Below are 14,843 nucleotides of genomic sequence, written 5' to 3'. Positions count from 1 at the left end.
ACGTCAGCTCTATCTGCCAACTCAAAACAGTGTTTTGAGCAACCTGCGGCTAGCTTCCTAGTTTGCTTTTTGATTTTCATTGAGTCTAATATCTACAATGTAAAAAACTCTAGCTATCAGTTCATTGATAGTTAGAGTTTTTTCTATTCATATGATTTAAGGAGATTAAATAAGGCTTCTACTTCTGATGACGGTGTAGCTGATTTAAGGTAAGCGTAATAAACTGTAAAAGTTATCTTATCCTTCGGTATAAGAGGAATTTTTATTAAATCATCATCTTCATCAGAAAGTGCGATATCAGTCAGTAAACTAAGGCCAATCCCTTTCTTTAAAAGTTCTTTAAGAATGACAATGTCATCAGTCTTAAAGAATATTTCTGCCTTGTTTTGATGCTTCTGATTAAGCGTTTCAAAAGCTTTCAGGTGAACAAAGTGTTCGTCTAAGAGTATAAAGGATTGATCTACTAATTCTTCAAAAGCGAGGGAAGGAGCAGTGGCAAAAGGATGGTTCTTAGATAAAACGACATACAGTTCTTTATGAAATAGCTCGTGTGTCTCTATTGAAGGATAATTGAGAGGTTCAATCAAACCGAGTAGGCTTGCATTAAGGTCTCCCTTAAGGAGAAGGTTTAATAACTCTACGGAGCCACCTCGGATAGGGCGTATCTTTTTTAAAAAATCGAATTTATCTTTTTCGTTTAAGGCAGCAAAGAGATACTGAATGATAATAGGAGGGAATCCTACAGTAGAGTATTGTGCCAAGGAGCGATTAATTTCTTTGCGAGTAGAAATGACCTCAGGTAAGATCAGTTCTGTATGCTTTAGAAGGATTTGTCCTTGAGGAGTTAGCTTGAAGGAACGATGCGAGGGGTCATGGTGAATCAATTTGCAGTTAAAGGATTCCTCTAAGCGCTTGATAGCATAAGAAATAGATGGTTGGCTGACTTTATGTTGTTTTGCTACTTCCGTATAGGATTGAAGCTGGCAGAGGTCATAAAAATATTGTAGATCTTTTAAATTCATATGGGTTCACTTTCATTAGTTGGAGAAGGAAAATAAGTGGAAAACAGCAGATAAATAATTTTTATCCGTATCCTACAATTTGACTATACGAGTATTCACCAGTTAAAATGTAAGTGAGTCAGGGATCTCAAAGATTATCTAAGATACTCTCAAAAATGACCAACATTTTTTCTCGTTTATCAATAGGGAGCTGTTTAATCTTCATGTTGATTCTTTTGAGTGAAAGATTGTCACTCTTATCAGAGGTTGATTCAAGGCTATCAAAATTGAAAAATTCCTCTGGGGTCATTTCTAGGGCGTCAATCACTTTTTCAAGACTGTGAATGGTCAGATTCACATTTTGGTTTTCAAGTTGATTGATATACTTAAGCCCGAGTCCTGCTTGTTCCGAAAGTTCTTCCTGGCTCATTTTATTCTGTGTTCGAAAATATTTCACTTTTTGGGAAATATATTGTTGTAAATAGTTTTTAGTTGTCATATAAATAGAATACAAGTTTTATATGACAAAAAGCACCTTAAAAAATACAAAGTATTACATAACATACCTAGATGATATTTATTTTAATGAGGATTGTCAATTTGTATGATTGGTTTATTTTACTCGAAACTTTTAGTAAAGAGAGATCATCGAGAGTTTGATGAGTTCAGAAATTTATAACATATGCGTATACAATTGTATTATTTAAACAACAACGTTTTACGAACAATTCGTTTCATGTGGTATAATATAAATAAAAAGGAGCTTGCACTATGACTTCACATGATATTTTAAACAATCCTTTCCTCAATAAAGGTACTGCCTTTACCTTAGAGGAGCGAAAGGAACTAGGCCTTATTGGTTTACTGCCACCGTATGTTCAAACGATTGAAGAACAAGCGGCGCAAACTTATGCACAAATGCAAACAAAAGCCAATGATTTGGAAAAACGTCTTTTCCTAATGGAAATTTTTAATACCAACAGGACTCTTTTCTATTACCTTTTTTCTCAACATTTGGAAGAATTCAATCCAATTGTATATGATCCAACTATTGCAGATACGATTGAAGGCTATAGTGATCTTTTTGTAGATCCCCAATATGCGGGATATCTTGATATTAATCATCCTGAAAATATTGAAGCTACTTTGAAAAACGCTGCCGGGGGTCGCGAGATTCGTCTCATTGTTGTAACAGATGCAGAAGGAATCCTTGGAATTGGCGACTGGGGAACAAATGGTGTCGATATTTCTGTTGGGAAATTGATGGTCTATACGGGTGCTGCTGGAATCGATCCTTCGATGGTCCTTCCTTTAGTCATTGATGCAGGGACTAACCGCGAAGAACTTCGTAACAATCCTAATTACTTAGGAAATCGTCACGAACGGGTCCGCGGAGATCGTTACTACGACTTCATTGACCAATTTGTTCAAACAGCAGAACGTCTCTTTCCTAAACTCTACCTTCACTGGGAAGACTTCGGCCGCTTGAATGCAGCCAATATTCTTGAAAAATACCGGAAACAAATTCCGACCTTTAATGATGATATTCAAGGTACAGGAATCGTTACCTTGGGTGGTATCTTCGGTTCGCTGGATATTAGTGGTGAAAAATTAACAGATCAAGTTTATCTCTGCTATGGTGGTGGTACTGCGGGTGCAGGAATTGCCTCTCGTGTTCTTCGTGAAATGGTAAGTGAAGGTCTTTCTGAAGAAGAAGCTTATAAACGTTTCTTTATGGTTGATAAACAAGGTCTTCTCTTTGATGACATGGATGACTTGACACCAGAGCAAAAACCATTTGCTAAGAAACGTGCTGACTTTAGTAACGCAGATAAGTTGACTGATCTGCTTGAAGTAGTGAAGACTGTGAAGCCAACCATTCTTGTAGGAACTTCAACTCAGCCTAATACCTTCACTAAAGAAATAGTAGAAGCTATGTGTGAAAACACAGAACGTCCAATGATCTTCCCTTTGTCAAATCCAACTAAATTGGCAGAAGCTAGTGCCAAAGATTTGATTGAATGGTCAGATGGCAAAGCTTTTGTCGCAACAGGAATTCCTGCTGATACGGTTTCTTACAAAGGTGTAGACTATGTGATTGGTCAAGCAAATAATGCCCTGATTTACCCAGGTCTTGGTCTAGGTATGCTGGCTTCTGAAGCAAGTCTTTTGACTGATGAAATGATTGGAGCAGCGGCGCATTCATTGAGTGGTATTGTCGATCCAGGCCAACCAGGAGCTCCTGTCTTGCCACCATTCAAGTATGTAGCAGATGTTTCTATTAAAGTAGCAGAAGCAGTCGCTAAAAAAGCACAAGAGCAAGGTCTTGCACGCGCTAAGGAAACAGATATGGCCAAAGCAGTTCGTGATTTGAAGTGGTATCCAGAGTATAAATAATTCATTTCTGTTGCCTATCCTCGGGATACTTAGCTTATTTTGGATATGTTAGCAATCTACAGAGTTGATAACCGAAAAGTAAAGAGATTGTCGTATTGACTATTGGTTTTAAACAGTATAAAATAACTGTCGATTTTTTGTCCGACTGCCAAGAGTCAGTTTAATACTACACTAAAATCAAAATGCATGATATAATAGTGATATGAAATCAACCAAAGAAGAAATACAAGCCATCAAAACACTTTTAAAAAACTCTAGTACAACTGAATACCATAAAAGTCTTCAAATCGTTATATTTTGTCTAATGGGCAAATCTTTGAAGTCATCCTAAAAGAATTGATTGAAAGAATTATGAAAGAATTTTCGAAAAATTTTAAAAAATTCTGAAATATTCTTGACAGGTGATGAAAAAGGTGGTAAGATAGGAAACATCAAAAAAGAAAGCAGAAAAAGAAATGAATAAAAAACAAGCTGTAACGATGAATCAAAACTTTTACTTTAGCTACTTTAGATAGTGTTTGTAGACATATCACCATGGATGCAAACAGTTCAAGCAATTTGTTTGTATCTATGTGGCTAAGATTTTTGATTGTGGTCCATATAGATGAATATCTAAATGGGCTAGCTAAGTTGTAACTTGTTAGATTATTTCAAGTATCCGTTTAGATATTATCTAGGCGGTTTTTTGTTTTATCTTTTCTGAGAAGGAGTTTCATTATGAAAGTTGTTCGAAAATTACTAGCCCCCCTCTTGGTAGTGGGGATTCTCTTGATCTCTCTGATCAGTTTGCATCAGTTGAAGGCAGATAAGAAAAAAGATGTTTTTCGTATCGGTATTTCGCAATTTATTACCCACCAGTCCCTAGACGCTACTAGAGAAGGTTTTGTGGATGAGCTGGCTAAGCAAGGCTATGTTGAAGGGAAAAATATCGAGATTGATTTGCAAAATGCACAGGGAGAGCAACGAAATCTTAAAACAATTTCCCAGCAACTAGCAGAATCTAGTGATGTCGTTCTAGCTATCGCAACGCCTTCTGCTCAGAGCTTGGCTAATACAACACAAACGACACCGGTTATCTTTTCAGCTGTAACAGACCCTGTCAGTGCCAAGTTGGTTGAGTCAAGAGAACACCCTGGGGGCAATGTGACTGGGACAAGTGACCAGTCATCAGATGCCATTTCAACCCAAATCAATTTGATAAAGAAAGTGTTGCCAAAAGCTAAAACGATTGGAATCCTCTATACTCAGAGCGAGCCAAATTCAGTTGTCCAAAAGGATGAAGCTAAGCGCCTTCTGGAAGAAAAAGGATTTACCGTTGTTGAAAAAACAATCTTGGACAGTAACAATGTCAAGGCGGCAGCAGAAAGCTTGATGGCAGAGGTGGATATGATTTTTGTACCAACGGATAATATCATTTCATCAACCATGGAAACAGTCAAGCAGGTTTCTATTAAACACAAGGTTCCAGTATTTGGTGGTTCAACAGAAATGATTGCTGTTGGTGGCTTGTATAACTACGGAACCAATTATGAAGAATTGGGACGGCAGACAGCCCGCATGTTGATTCGTATTTTAAAAGGTGAGAAGCCAGAAAATATAGCAGTTGAGTTGCCTGAAAAACTAGAATTACATACCAATCAAGAAATGGCAGACGCATTGGGAATTGATATTAGTAAGTTAGAAGGCAAGGAATAAGGAGGTTTAAGATGAATTTTGTATTATCTAGTTTATCAGAAGGTTTGTTGTGGTCGATTATGGCTATTGGGGTTTACTTGACTTTCCGTATTTTGGATATTGCGGATATGACTGCTGAGGGAGCCTTTCCTCTGGGGGCAGCAGTCGTTGTATCACAGATACAGGCAGGGACAAATCCTTGGATTGCGACTTTACTTGCTTTGCTGGCAGGTATGGTAGCAGGTCTTGTATCAGGAATGCTCCACACCAAGATGAAAATCCCAGCTCTCTTGACAGGGATTGTGACCTTGACAGGGCTTTATTCCATCAATATTAAAATCATGGGAAGCGTGCCTAATCTTTCCTTGGGAGATTCTGCAACCGTCTTTAAACAATTGGCAAGCTTAGGGCTGACAACTGAAGAAGCTGTTTTCTCATTCAGTTTGGCCTGTCTCTTACTTGTTTGTTTGGTCTTGACTCTTTTGATGAAAACAGAGATTGGCTTGGTCTTGCGTTCGACTGGGGACAATATTCCTATGAGTGAGGCCAATGGGGTCAATGTAGACACCATGAAGATTGTTGGTTACATGATTTCAAACGGCTTGATTGCCCTATGTGGTTCCTTGTTTGCCCAAAATGATGGATTTTCAGATGTGACTTCTGGAACAGGAACCATCGTTGTTGGTTTGAGTGCAGTGATTATTGCGGAAGTCTTGATACACGACTTGACCATTGGAAGTCGCTTATTATCCATCGGAATCGGTGCTATTGTTTACCGTTTGATTATTTTAAATATCTATGAAATTCCAAATCTAGATCAAAACTTGGTACGTCTCTTTAATGCAATCTTGTTAGCCTTAGTTTTATTTGCACCAGAATTGCAAAAGAGATTAAAGATTCGTGGTCTGAAATTGAGAAATGAATAGGAGGAGAAAGTTATGGCAAGTTTGTTAACACTTGAAAATATTCACAAAACATTTGAAGCAGGGACGGTCAATGAGAACCATGTCCTCAAAGGATTAGATTTAGAGGTTGAAGAGGGAGATTTTATCTCTGTGATTGGTGGAAATGGAGCAGGTAAATCCACTTTGATGAATATCTTGGCAGGCAATCTATCGGTGGATGAAGGGGATCTGTTATTGGCAGGAAAATCCATTAAAAATCTGAGTGTCAGAAAGAGAGCCAAGGATATCGCCCGTGTTTTTCAAGATCCTAAGATGGGAACAGCTTCTCGTTTGACGATTGAGGAGAATATGGCTATTGCCTTGAGACGTGGGCAGAAAAGAGGGCTTGGTTGGGGCGTGAAGGAGAAGGATAGAATCCAGTTCCAAGAGGCCTTAAAGGAGTTGAATATTGGTCTTGAAAACCGCTTAAAAGTAGATACTCAATATCTCTCAGGAGGACAAAGACAGGCCTTGACCCTAGTCATGGCAGCTCTGGTGAAACCCAAACTTTTGCTTTTGGATGAACATACTGCGGCCCTTGACCCGAAAACTAGTCAAATGGTGATGGATTTGACGCAAAAGATTGTGGAACACCATCAGTTGACGACTTTGATGATTACCCACGATATGAACCATGCTATTGAGTACGGAAATCGTCTCATTATGCTCTATCAAGGGAAAATAGTGGTGGATGTCAAGGGAGAGGAGAAAAAGCATCTGACGGTTGAAGACCTTATGCATCTCTTCCAGAAAAATAGTGGTCAAAGTCTGGTCAGTGATGAATTAGTTTTGGGATAAAGAAAAAGGCTGAGATCTGGTGTCTCAGTCTTTTATTTCTTACGCTTTGCAAAATCTACAAATAGAAATTCTCGTGGAACACCTTATATTTATATGGGCGAGGAAATCGGGATGATTGACCCAGACTATGATTCTATGGATAATTATGTGGATGTCGAATCGCTCAATGCTTATCAGATGCTCTTAGAAGAAGGGAAGAGTCAGGAAGAAGCCTTCCAGATTATTCAGGCTAAGTCGCGTGATAATTCACGAATTCCCATGCAGTGGGATTCCTCGGAAAATGCAGGATTTACAGTAGGGACACCTTGGCTCAAGGCAGGAAAATCCTACCCTCATATCAATGTAGAAAATGAAATCCAAGGTCCGATTTTCACCTTCTACCAAGACTTGATTCGACTTCGTAAAGAAATGCCTATCATCTCAGAAGGAAGTTACAAACCAGCTTTTGAAGACAGTCAGCAAGTCTACGCTTTTGAACGCCAGTATGAGGATCAAAAGTTACTAGTGCTCAATAATTTTTATGCCACAGAAGTGTCTGAAAAAATTCTACTCAAACCTTATCAAACACTGGCTATCCATGTAAATTAAACTCAGTAAGGAGCCCTCTTTCGCAGAAAAGCAGGGTTCTTTTTGCTGTCTATTCCATATCTGAAAGCGTAAAACAAACTAGTCAGGGTGGCTAGTTTGTGGTATAATGAAAGAGACTCAAAAAGAAACAGGAGAAAAATGATGGATTTACTATTAGCAATTGTATTGATTGTGCTAGCTTTTCTAGGAGGAGCTCTTGGAGGAATGTACTTGGTTCGTAAGCAAATTGAAAAAGAATTCGCTGACAACCCACGTTTGAATGCTGAAGCAGTTCGTACTCTTTTGAGTGCAAATGGTCAAAAACCAAGCGAAGCCAAGGTACAACAAGTTTACCACCAAATCATCCGCCAACAAAAAGCAGCCCTCGCTAACAATAAAAAGAAAAAATAAATAAGGAAAAGTCTGGGATGAAAGTTCCAGACTTCTCACTATGTTGGCTAAGGGTTTAGGGATGAGACTTTTTCCTTGCATTCTATTGATATTTGATTATGATTAAGAGAGATAGTTGTTGATTAGGCTGTCATTATTCAGTTCATAAGAAACAGTAATCATAATGAACTATCAATCAGAAAAAAGACTAGAAAGAAGACTGTATGGATAATCGACCAATTGGTTTTTTGGATTCGGGTGTCGGGGGCTTGACCGTTGTGCGCGAGCTCATGCGCCAGCTTCCCCATGAAGAAATCATCTATATTGGAGATTCGGCACGGGCGCCTTACGGGCCCCGTCCTGCTGAGCAAATTCGTGAATATACTTGGCAGTTGGTCAACTTTCTTTTGACCAAGGATGTCAAAATGATTGTCATTGCTTGTAATACTGCGACTGCCGTCGTCTGGGAAGAAATTAAGGCTCAACTAGATATTCCTGTCTTGGGTGTGATTTTGCCAGGAGCTTCGGCAGCTATCAAGTCCAGCCAAGGTGGGAAAATCGGAGTGATTGGAACACCCATGACGGTACAATCAGACATCTACCGTCAGAAAATCCATGATTTGGATCCGGACTTACAGGTGGAGAGTTTGGCCTGTCCCAAGTTTGCTCCCTTGGTGGAGTCTGGTGCCCTGTCAACCAGTGTCACCAAGAAAGTGGTCTATGAAACCCTGCGTCCCTTGGTTGGAAAGGTGGACAGCCTGATTTTGGGTTGTACCCATTATCCACTCCTCAGACCTATTATTCAAAATGTCATGGGACCCAAGGTTCAGCTCATTGATAGTGGGGCAGAGTGCGTACGGGACATCTCAGTCTTACTCAATTATTTTGAAATCAATCGTGGTCGCGATGCTGGACCACTCCATCACCGTTTTTACACAACAGCCAGCAGCCAAAGTTTTGCACAAATTGGTGAAGAATGGCTGGAAAAAGAGATTTATGTGGAGCATGTAGAATTATGACAAATAAAATTTATGAATACAAGGATGACCAGGACTGGTATGTCGGGTCCTATGGTATTTTTGGTGGCGTCCGGACGTTGACGGATGATGACTTGGATTTTCCTCTATTGGAGTTTGCCCAAAGATTTCGAGATGAGGATCGAGGTTTTCCTGTTTCTGTTACTGTTTTACGCTATGGTTCTCTCTACCGTTTATTGTCTTTTGTGGTAGATATCCTCAACCAAGAAATGGGACGAAATGTGGAAGTCATCCAACGTCAAGGGGCTCTGCTCTTGGTTGAAAATGGGCAACTCTTGTATGTGGAATTGCCTAAAGAAGGTGTTGATGTAGAAGCTTTCTTTGAGACAAACAAGGTCAGAGAAACCTTATTGATTGCGACTCGAAACGAAGGCAAGACCAAGGAATTCCGAGCTATCTTTGACAAGCTAGGCTACGATGTGGAAAATCTCAATGACTATCCTGACCTACCTGAAGTAGCAGAAACAGGCATGACCTTCGAAGAAAATGCCCGCCTCAAGGCAGAAACCATTTCTCAATTAACGGGCAAGATGGTTCTGGCAGATGATTCTGGACTTAAAGTTGATGTCCTTGGTGGCTTGCCAGGTGTCTGGTCAGCTCGTTTCGCAGGTGTGGGAGCAACTGATCGTGAAAACAATGCCAAACTCTTGCACGAATTGGCCATGGTCTTTGAACTCAAGGATCGTTCGGCTCAGTTCCATACAACCCTAGTCGTAGCCAGTCCAAACAAGGAAAGTTTGGTTGTTGAAGCAGACTGGCCTGGCTACATTAACTTTGAACCTAAGGGTGAAAATGGATTTGGTTACGACCCTCTCTTCCTTGTAGGAGAGACAGGCAAGTCCTCAGCTGAATTAACCCTTGAAGAAAAAAATAGTCAATCTCACCGTGCCTTAGCCGTTAAGAAACTTTTGGAGGTATTTCCATCATGGCAAAGCAAACCATCATTGTAATGAGCGATTCCCATGGCGATAGCTTGATTGTGGAAGAAATCCGTGATCGCTATGTGGGCAAAGTTGATGCTGTTTTTCATAACGGCGATTCTGAACTGCGTCCAGATTCTCCACTTTGGGAGGGCATCCGCGTTGTTAAAGGGAACATGGACTTCTACGCCGGCTACCCAGAACGGTTGGTGACTGAGCTTGGTTCGACCAAGATTATCCAAACTCATGGTCACTTGTTTGACATTAATTTCAATTTTCAAAAGTTGGACTACTGGGCTCAGGAAGAAAATGCTGATATCTGCCTTTATGGTCACTTGCATGTGCCAAGCGCTTGGATGGAAGGCAAGACCCTCTTTCTAAATCCAGGTTCCATCAGTCAACCACGTGGGACCATCAGAGAATGTCTCTATGCTCGTGTGGAGATTGATGACAGTTATTTCAAAGTGGACTTTTTGACACGAGACCACGAGGTGTATCCGGGCTTGTCCAAGGAGTTTAGCCGATGATTGCCAAGGAGTTTGAGACTTTCTTGTTGGGGCAGGAGGAAACTTTTTTGACCCCTGCTGAAAATCTAGCCGTGTTGATTGATACCCACAATGCGGATCATGCGACCCTCTTGCTCAGTCAGATGACCTATACCCGTGTTCCTGTTGTAACAGATGAAAAACACTTTGTTGGAACTATTGGGCTCAGAGATATTATGGCTTATCAGATGGAGCATGATTTGAGTCAAGAAATCATGGCGGATACGGATATTGTTCATATGACCCAAACGGACGTAGCGGTTGTTTCGCCTGATTTTACCATTACGGAGGTCTTGCACAAGTTGGTAGATGAGTCCTTCTTGCCGGTTGTGGATGCGTCTGGTATTTTCCAAGGGATTATCACGCGCAAGTCTATCCTCAAGGCCGTTAATGCCCTCTTGCATGACTTTAGTAAGGAATATGAGATTCGATGCAAATGAGAGATAGGATTTCAGCCTTTTTAGAGGAAAAACAGGACTTGTCTGCCAATTCCAAGCAGTCCTATAAGTATGATCTGGAGCAATTTTTAGACATTGTGGGTGAGCGGATCTCTGAGACCAGTCTTAAGATTTACCAAGGCCAGCTAGCCAATCTAAAAATCAGCGCCCAGAAGCGAAAACTTTCGGCCTGCAACCAATTTCTCTACTTTCTCTATCAAAATGGTGAAGTGGACAGTTTTTATCGTCTGGAATTAGCCAAACAAGCTGAAAAGAAGACTGAAAAGCCAGAGATTCTAGACCTAGACTCTTTTTGGCAGGAAAGCGACGTTTTAGAGGGGCGCTTGCTAGCGCTCTTAATCCTAGAAATGGGCCTCTTACCGAGTGAGATTTTAGCTCTAAAGGTTGCGGATATCAATCTGGACTTTCAAGTGTTGAGAATCCAGAAGGCTTCCCAACAGAGGATTGTCACCATTCCCACAACCTTGCTGTCAGAGTTGGAACCCTTGATGGGCCAGACCTATCTCTTTGAAAGGGGAGGGAAAGCCTATTCTCGTCAGTGGGCCTTCCGTCAGTTAGAAGCTTTTGTCAAGGAGAAAGGTTTTCCAACCTTATCAGCCCAAGCCTTGCGGGAACAGTTCATTCTAAGACAGATAGAAAAGAAGGTCGATTTGTACGAAATTGCAAAAAAATTAGGATTAAAAACAGTCCTGACCTTAGAAAAATATAGATAATGGATATTAAATTAAAAGATTTTGAAGGGCCCTTGGACTTGCTTTTGCACCTGGTTTCTAAGTACCAGATGGATATCTACGATGTGCCTATCACAGAAGTCATCGAACAGTATCTAGCCTATGTCTCAACCCTGCAGGCCATGCGTCTGGAAGTGACGGGCGAGTACATGGTCATGGCCAGTCAGCTCATGCTGATCAAGAGCCGCAAGCTTCTTCCAAAGGTAGCGGAAGTGATCGACTTGGAGGATGACCTGGAGCAGGATCTTCTCTCTCAAATCGAAGAATATCGCAAGTTCAAGCTCTTGGGGGAGCATTTGGAAGCCAAGCACCAAGATCGGGCCCAGTACTATTCCAAAGCGCCGACAGAGTTGATTTACGAAGATGCGGAGCTTGTGCATGACAAGACGACCATTGATCTCTTTTTGGCTTTTTCAAATATCCTAGCTAAGAAAAAAGAGGAGTTTGCACAGAATCACACGACTATCTTGCGGGATGAGTATAAGATTGAGGACATGATGATTATCGTGAAAGAGTCCTTGATTGGAAGAGATCAATTGCGCTTGCAGGATTTGTTCAAGGAAGCCCAGAATCTCCAAGAGGTCATCACCCTCTTTTTGGCAACCCTAGAGTTAATCAAAACCCAGGAGCTGATCCTCGTGCAAGAGCAAAGTTTCGGAGATATTTATCTCATGGAAAAGAAGGAAGAAAGTCAAGTGGCCCAAAGCTAGACTTGATAGAGAGGAAAGATGAGTACTTTAGCAAAAATAGAAGCGCTCTTGTTTGTAGCGGGTGAAGATGGGATTAGAGTCCGCCAGTTAGCTGAACTCCTCTCTCTGCCACCGACAGGCATCCAACAGAGTTTAGAAAAATTAGCCCAGAAGTATGAAAAGGACCCAGATTCCAGCGTGGCTCTGATTGAGACAGGGGGCGCTTATAGATTGGTGACCAAGCCTCAATTTGCAGAGATTTTGAAGGAATACTCTAAGGCACCTATCAACCAGAGTTTATCTCGGGCTGCCCTTGAGACCTTGTCCATCATTGCCTATAAGCAGCCGATTACACGGATAGAAATTGATGCCATCCGTGGGGTCAACTCGAGTGGGGCCTTGGCAAAGTTGCAGGCCTTTGACTTGATAAAGGAAGACGGAAAAAAGGAAGTATTGGGGCGCCCCAACCTATATGTGACTACGGATTATTTCCTAGATTACATGGGGATAAATCATTTGGAAGAATTACCAGTGATTGATGAGCTTGAGATTCAAGCCCAAGAAAGCCAATTATTTGGTGAAAGGATAGAAGAAGATGAGAATCAATAAGTATATTGCCCACGCAGGTGTGGCCAGTAGGAGAAAAGCAGAAGAGCTGATCAAGCAAGGCTTGGTGACGGTCAATGGCCAAGTGGTACGTGAACTAGCAACCACCATCAAGTCAGGCGACAAGGTCGAAGTTGAAGGTCAACCTATCTACAACGAAGAAAAGGTCTACTATCTGCTTAACAAACCACGCGGTGTCATTTCCAGTGTGACAGATGACAAGGGCCGCAAGACGGTTGTCGACCTCTTGCCCAATGTCAAAGAGCGTATCTACCCTGTGGGACGTTTGGACTGGGATACATCCGGTGTTTTGATTTTGACCAATGACGGGGATTTTACAGATGAAATGATTCACCCTCGTAATGAGATTGACAAGGTTTATGTCGCGCGTGTTAAAGGTGTGGCCAATAAGGACAATCTCCGCCCCTTAACCCGTGGTCTTGAGATTGATGGCAAGAAAACCAAGCCAGCTGTCTATGAGATTCTCAAAGTGGATCCAGTCAAAAACCGCTCTGTGGTGCAGTTGACCATCCACGAAGGGCGTAACCACCAGGTTAAAAAGATGTTTGAAGCTGTTGGTCTCCAAGTGGACAAGTTGTCTCGGACACGTTTTGGACATCTAGACTTGACAGGTCTCCGTCCAGGAGAATCCCGTCGTCTTAATAAAAAAGAAATCAGCCAACTACACACCATGGCTGTAACCAAGAAATAATGAAACGAATTTTAATAGCGCCTGTGCGCTTTTACCAACGTTTTATCTCCCCAGCCTTTCCACCCTCTTGTCGCTTTGAGCCTACTTGTTCCAACTACATGATTGAGGCTATTGAAAAACATGGCTTCAAGGGTGTTTTGATGGGCTTGGCTCGGATTTTACGTTGCCATCCCTGGTCGAAAACAGGTAAGGACCCCGTCCCAGACTATTTTTCACTCAAACGGAATCAAGAAGGGGAATGAGGCTAGGTAAAAATATTTTAGTGAAATGGTAAAAACGCATCCTATCAGGTTTGAGTGAGCTTGATAGGATGCGTTTTATCATGTAAAGATGTGATTGAGTTTAAAGTAGCTTATTTCAAGGCTTTTTGTGCGTCTTCAATCATGAGTTTGGTTGATTCAAGACCGCCTCCACTTAGATACCAGAGGTCTGGTGTTAGTTGGATAATCTTGCCATTTTTAGCAGCAGGAGTTTCAGCGATGAGGACATTTTCTAGGACACCGTCGTTGCTAGAGTTGTCCCCACCGATGGCAAGGGTACGGTTGATGACAAAGAGGATGTCAGGATTGATTTCTTTGACACTTTCAAAGCTGACTTCTTGTCCGTGGCGAGAATCTTCAAATTGAGTATCAGTTGGCTTGAATTTCAAGGTTTGATACAAGAAAGAGAAACGAGATTGGGCACCAAAGGCTGCCATTTTCCCTTCGTTGAGGAGGATGGCAAGGGCTTTTTTGTCAGAGCTTTCATTTTTAGTAGCGACTTCTTGGATGCTCTTGTCTAGCTTGGTCAATTCTTCCTTGGCTTTCTGTGTACCAGTTTCACCAAAGGCGCTTGCTAAGGATTCGATATTAGCCTTGGTAGAAGTCCAGTAGTCGTCCTTGCTTGCTTGGAAGAGAACAGTCGGAGCAATTTCTTTGAATTTATCTACGAATTTTTGGGTACGTGGTGAAGCGATAATCAAATCTGGTTCAAGAGCAGCAAGGGCTTCTAGGTCTGGCTCAACCATAGAACCAACATTTTTAACTTTTCCAGCTAGGTCTTTGAGATAGGTTGGTACTGTTTTTGTAGGCATTCCCACGATATTCTTTTCAAAACCTAAAGCGCGAATAGTATCCGCAGCACCGAGGTCAAAGGTAACAATTTTTTCAGGAACTTTTGAAAGTTTGACTTCGTCCAGTGAGCTTTTAATAGTCACTTCTGTTGGAGCAGAGCTGCTTGTTTCCGACTTACTAGTGCTTGAGTTTGTATTTGTACTACATGCACCAAGTAGGAGCAAGAAGCTGGCCACTAGGGCAGTGAGGTAAAGTTTAAGGGATGTTTTCATGATTTCTCCTTTTTAAAATGTGATAACGATTTAGGGAGTCTCTTGGTCTT

Annotated in this window: 17 protein-coding genes and 2 pseudogenes; 16 read left to right on the top strand and 3 right to left on the bottom strand. The window is 41.4% G+C overall.

What is annotated here, in order from left to right:
- Positions 1–143: 143 nt before the first annotated feature.
- A complete protein-coding gene (locus B7698_RS02255) occupies positions 144–1,022 on the bottom strand; it encodes a LysR family transcriptional regulator (RefSeq protein WP_084864516.1) in 879 nt (292 codons plus the stop codon).
- Between the two features lie 127 nt (positions 1,023–1,149).
- Positions 1,150–1,500 carry a helix-turn-helix domain-containing protein gene (locus B7698_RS02250; RefSeq protein WP_000208712.1) on the bottom strand — a complete coding sequence of 117 codons (351 nt, stop codon included), beginning with the start codon at positions 1,498–1,500 and terminating at the stop codon, positions 1,150–1,152.
- 272 nt (positions 1,501–1,772) lie between these two features.
- Here B7698_RS02250 and B7698_RS02245 point away from each other — a divergent pair, with 272 nt between their 5' ends.
- The 16 genes and pseudogenes from B7698_RS02245 (at position 1,773) to yidD (ending at position 13,711) form a co-directional block, all read left to right on the top strand.
- The gene (locus tag B7698_RS02245) at positions 1,773–3,398 is read left to right on the top strand and encodes a malolactic enzyme (RefSeq protein ID WP_084864515.1); all 1,626 of its coding nucleotides are present in this window, start codon (positions 1,773–1,775) and stop codon (positions 3,396–3,398) included.
- Positions 3,399–3,600: 202 nt separating this feature from the next.
- Positions 3,601–3,720 (top strand): annotated as a pseudogene (locus B7698_RS10035) (IS630 family transposase); the annotation flags it as partial.
- A 395-nt stretch (positions 3,721–4,115) separates the two neighbouring features.
- Positions 4,116–5,093 carry an ABC transporter substrate-binding protein gene (locus B7698_RS02235; protein ID WP_084864514.1) on the top strand — a complete coding sequence of 326 codons (978 nt, stop codon included), beginning with the start codon at positions 4,116–4,118 and terminating at the stop codon, positions 5,091–5,093.
- An 11-nt stretch (positions 5,094–5,104) separates the two neighbouring features.
- The gene (locus B7698_RS02230) at positions 5,105–5,998 is read left to right on the top strand and encodes an ABC transporter permease (protein ID WP_084864513.1); all 894 of its coding nucleotides are present in this window, start codon (positions 5,105–5,107) and stop codon (positions 5,996–5,998) included.
- A 12-nt stretch (positions 5,999–6,010) separates the two neighbouring features.
- A complete protein-coding gene (locus B7698_RS02225; protein WP_000157661.1) occupies positions 6,011–6,814 on the top strand; it encodes an ABC transporter ATP-binding protein in 804 nt (267 codons plus the stop codon).
- A gap of 69 nt (positions 6,815–6,883) precedes the next feature.
- Positions 6,884–7,402 (top strand): annotated as a pseudogene (locus B7698_RS02220) (alpha-amylase family glycosyl hydrolase); the annotation flags it as partial.
- A gap of 141 nt (positions 7,403–7,543) precedes the next feature.
- The gene (locus B7698_RS02215; protein ID WP_000364990.1) at positions 7,544–7,792 is read left to right on the top strand and encodes a YneF family protein; all 249 of its coding nucleotides are present in this window, start codon (positions 7,544–7,546) and stop codon (positions 7,790–7,792) included.
- Between the two features lie 203 nt (positions 7,793–7,995).
- Positions 7,996–8,790, top strand: a complete 795-nt coding sequence (racE, locus tag B7698_RS02210; protein ID WP_084864511.1) for a glutamate racemase — start codon at positions 7,996–7,998, stop codon at positions 8,788–8,790.
- Entirely contained in the window at positions 8,748–9,758 is a 1,011-nt protein-coding gene (locus tag B7698_RS02205) for a nucleoside-triphosphate diphosphatase (RefSeq protein WP_419991887.1), read from the top strand. The genes racE and B7698_RS02205 overlap by 43 nt, the downstream gene beginning before the upstream one ends.
- Positions 9,734–10,255: a metallophosphoesterase gene (locus B7698_RS02200; RefSeq protein WP_023947098.1), complete on the top strand. Its 522-nt coding sequence runs from the start codon at positions 9,734–9,736 to the stop codon at positions 10,253–10,255. The genes B7698_RS02205 and B7698_RS02200 overlap by 25 nt, the downstream gene beginning before the upstream one ends.
- Positions 10,252–10,713 carry a cyclic-di-AMP-binding protein CbpB gene (gene cbpB / locus B7698_RS02195; RefSeq protein ID WP_084864509.1) on the top strand — a complete coding sequence of 154 codons (462 nt, stop codon included), beginning with the start codon at positions 10,252–10,254 and terminating at the stop codon, positions 10,711–10,713. Before B7698_RS02200 ends, cbpB begins: the two co-directional genes overlap by 4 nt.
- Positions 10,710–11,444, top strand: a complete 735-nt coding sequence (gene xerD, locus B7698_RS02190; RefSeq protein WP_338141158.1) for a site-specific tyrosine recombinase XerD — start codon at positions 10,710–10,712, stop codon at positions 11,442–11,444. The genes cbpB and xerD overlap by 4 nt, the downstream gene beginning before the upstream one ends.
- Positions 11,444–12,172, top strand: coding sequence for a segregation/condensation protein A (locus B7698_RS02185; RefSeq protein ID WP_084864507.1), 729 nt, complete (start codon positions 11,444–11,446; stop codon positions 12,170–12,172). Before xerD ends, B7698_RS02185 begins: the two co-directional genes overlap by 1 nt.
- Before the next feature lie 18 nt (positions 12,173–12,190).
- Positions 12,191–12,760 (top strand): SMC-Scp complex subunit ScpB, encoded by a 570-nt coding sequence (gene scpB / locus B7698_RS02180; protein ID WP_084864506.1) that lies wholly within the window; start codon positions 12,191–12,193, stop codon positions 12,758–12,760.
- Entirely contained in the window at positions 12,747–13,469 is a 723-nt protein-coding gene (locus tag B7698_RS02175) for a pseudouridine synthase (protein ID WP_001222228.1), read from the top strand. The genes scpB and B7698_RS02175 overlap by 14 nt, the downstream gene beginning before the upstream one ends.
- On the top strand, positions 13,469–13,711 hold the full coding sequence (yidD, locus tag B7698_RS02170; RefSeq protein ID WP_084864505.1) for a membrane protein insertion efficiency factor YidD: 243 nt from the start codon (positions 13,469–13,471) through the stop codon (positions 13,709–13,711). Before B7698_RS02175 ends, yidD begins: the two co-directional genes overlap by 1 nt.
- Positions 13,712–13,821: 110 nt before the next feature.
- On the opposite strand, the gene B7698_RS02165 is transcribed toward yidD, so the two are convergent.
- Positions 13,822–14,793: a siderophore ABC transporter substrate-binding protein gene (locus B7698_RS02165; RefSeq protein WP_084864504.1), complete on the bottom strand. Its 972-nt coding sequence runs from the start codon at positions 14,791–14,793 to the stop codon at positions 13,822–13,824.
- Positions 14,794–14,843 lie beyond the last annotated feature (50 nt).

The sequence above is a fragment of the Streptococcus mitis genome (assembly GCF_002096855.1).
Taxonomy (GTDB): Bacteria; Bacillota; Bacilli; order Lactobacillales; family Streptococcaceae; genus Streptococcus; species Streptococcus mitis_Y.
Note: the sequence above shows the minus strand (reverse complement) of the source record. Positions and strands in the feature narration are given on the sequence as shown.

Bases quoted from the DNA above. Each gene is read 5' to 3' on its own strand.
- B7698_RS02250 (WP_000208712.1), bottom strand. From the start codon at position 1,500: ATGACAACTAAAAACTATTTACAACAATATATTTCCCAAAAAGTGAAA.
- B7698_RS02175 (WP_001222228.1), top strand. From the start codon at position 12,747: ATGAGAATCAATAAGTATATTGCCCACGCAGGTGTGGCCAGTAGGAGA.
- racE (WP_084864511.1), top strand. From the start codon at position 7,996: ATGGATAATCGACCAATTGGTTTTTTGGATTCGGGTGTCGGGGGCTTG.
- cbpB (WP_084864509.1), top strand. From the start codon at position 10,252: ATGATTGCCAAGGAGTTTGAGACTTTCTTGTTGGGGCAGGAGGAAACT.
- B7698_RS02235 (WP_084864514.1), top strand. From the start codon at position 4,116: ATGAAAGTTGTTCGAAAATTACTAGCCCCCCTCTTGGTAGTGGGGATT.
- B7698_RS02225 (WP_000157661.1), top strand. From the start codon at position 6,011: ATGGCAAGTTTGTTAACACTTGAAAATATTCACAAAACATTTGAAGCA.
- B7698_RS02245 (WP_084864515.1), top strand. From the start codon at position 1,773: ATGACTTCACATGATATTTTAAACAATCCTTTCCTCAATAAAGGTACT.
- B7698_RS02255 (WP_084864516.1), bottom strand. From the start codon at position 1,022: ATGAATTTAAAAGATCTACAATATTTTTATGACCTCTGCCAGCTTCAA.
- B7698_RS02215 (WP_000364990.1), top strand. From the start codon at position 7,544: ATGGATTTACTATTAGCAATTGTATTGATTGTGCTAGCTTTTCTAGGA.
- B7698_RS02200 (WP_023947098.1), top strand. From the start codon at position 9,734: ATGGCAAAGCAAACCATCATTGTAATGAGCGATTCCCATGGCGATAGC.
- B7698_RS02205 (WP_419991887.1), top strand. From the start codon at position 8,748: ATGGCTGGAAAAAGAGATTTATGTGGAGCATGTAGAATTATGACAAAT.
- xerD (WP_338141158.1), top strand. From the start codon at position 10,710: ATGAGAGATAGGATTTCAGCCTTTTTAGAGGAAAAACAGGACTTGTCT.
- B7698_RS02165 (WP_084864504.1), bottom strand. From the start codon at position 14,793: ATGAAAACATCCCTTAAACTTTACCTCACTGCCCTAGTGGCCAGCTTC.
- scpB (WP_084864506.1), top strand. From the start codon at position 12,191: ATGAGTACTTTAGCAAAAATAGAAGCGCTCTTGTTTGTAGCGGGTGAA.
- yidD (WP_084864505.1), top strand. From the start codon at position 13,469: ATGAAACGAATTTTAATAGCGCCTGTGCGCTTTTACCAACGTTTTATC.
- B7698_RS02185 (WP_084864507.1), top strand. From the start codon at position 11,444: ATGGATATTAAATTAAAAGATTTTGAAGGGCCCTTGGACTTGCTTTTG.
- B7698_RS02230 (WP_084864513.1), top strand. From the start codon at position 5,105: ATGAATTTTGTATTATCTAGTTTATCAGAAGGTTTGTTGTGGTCGATT.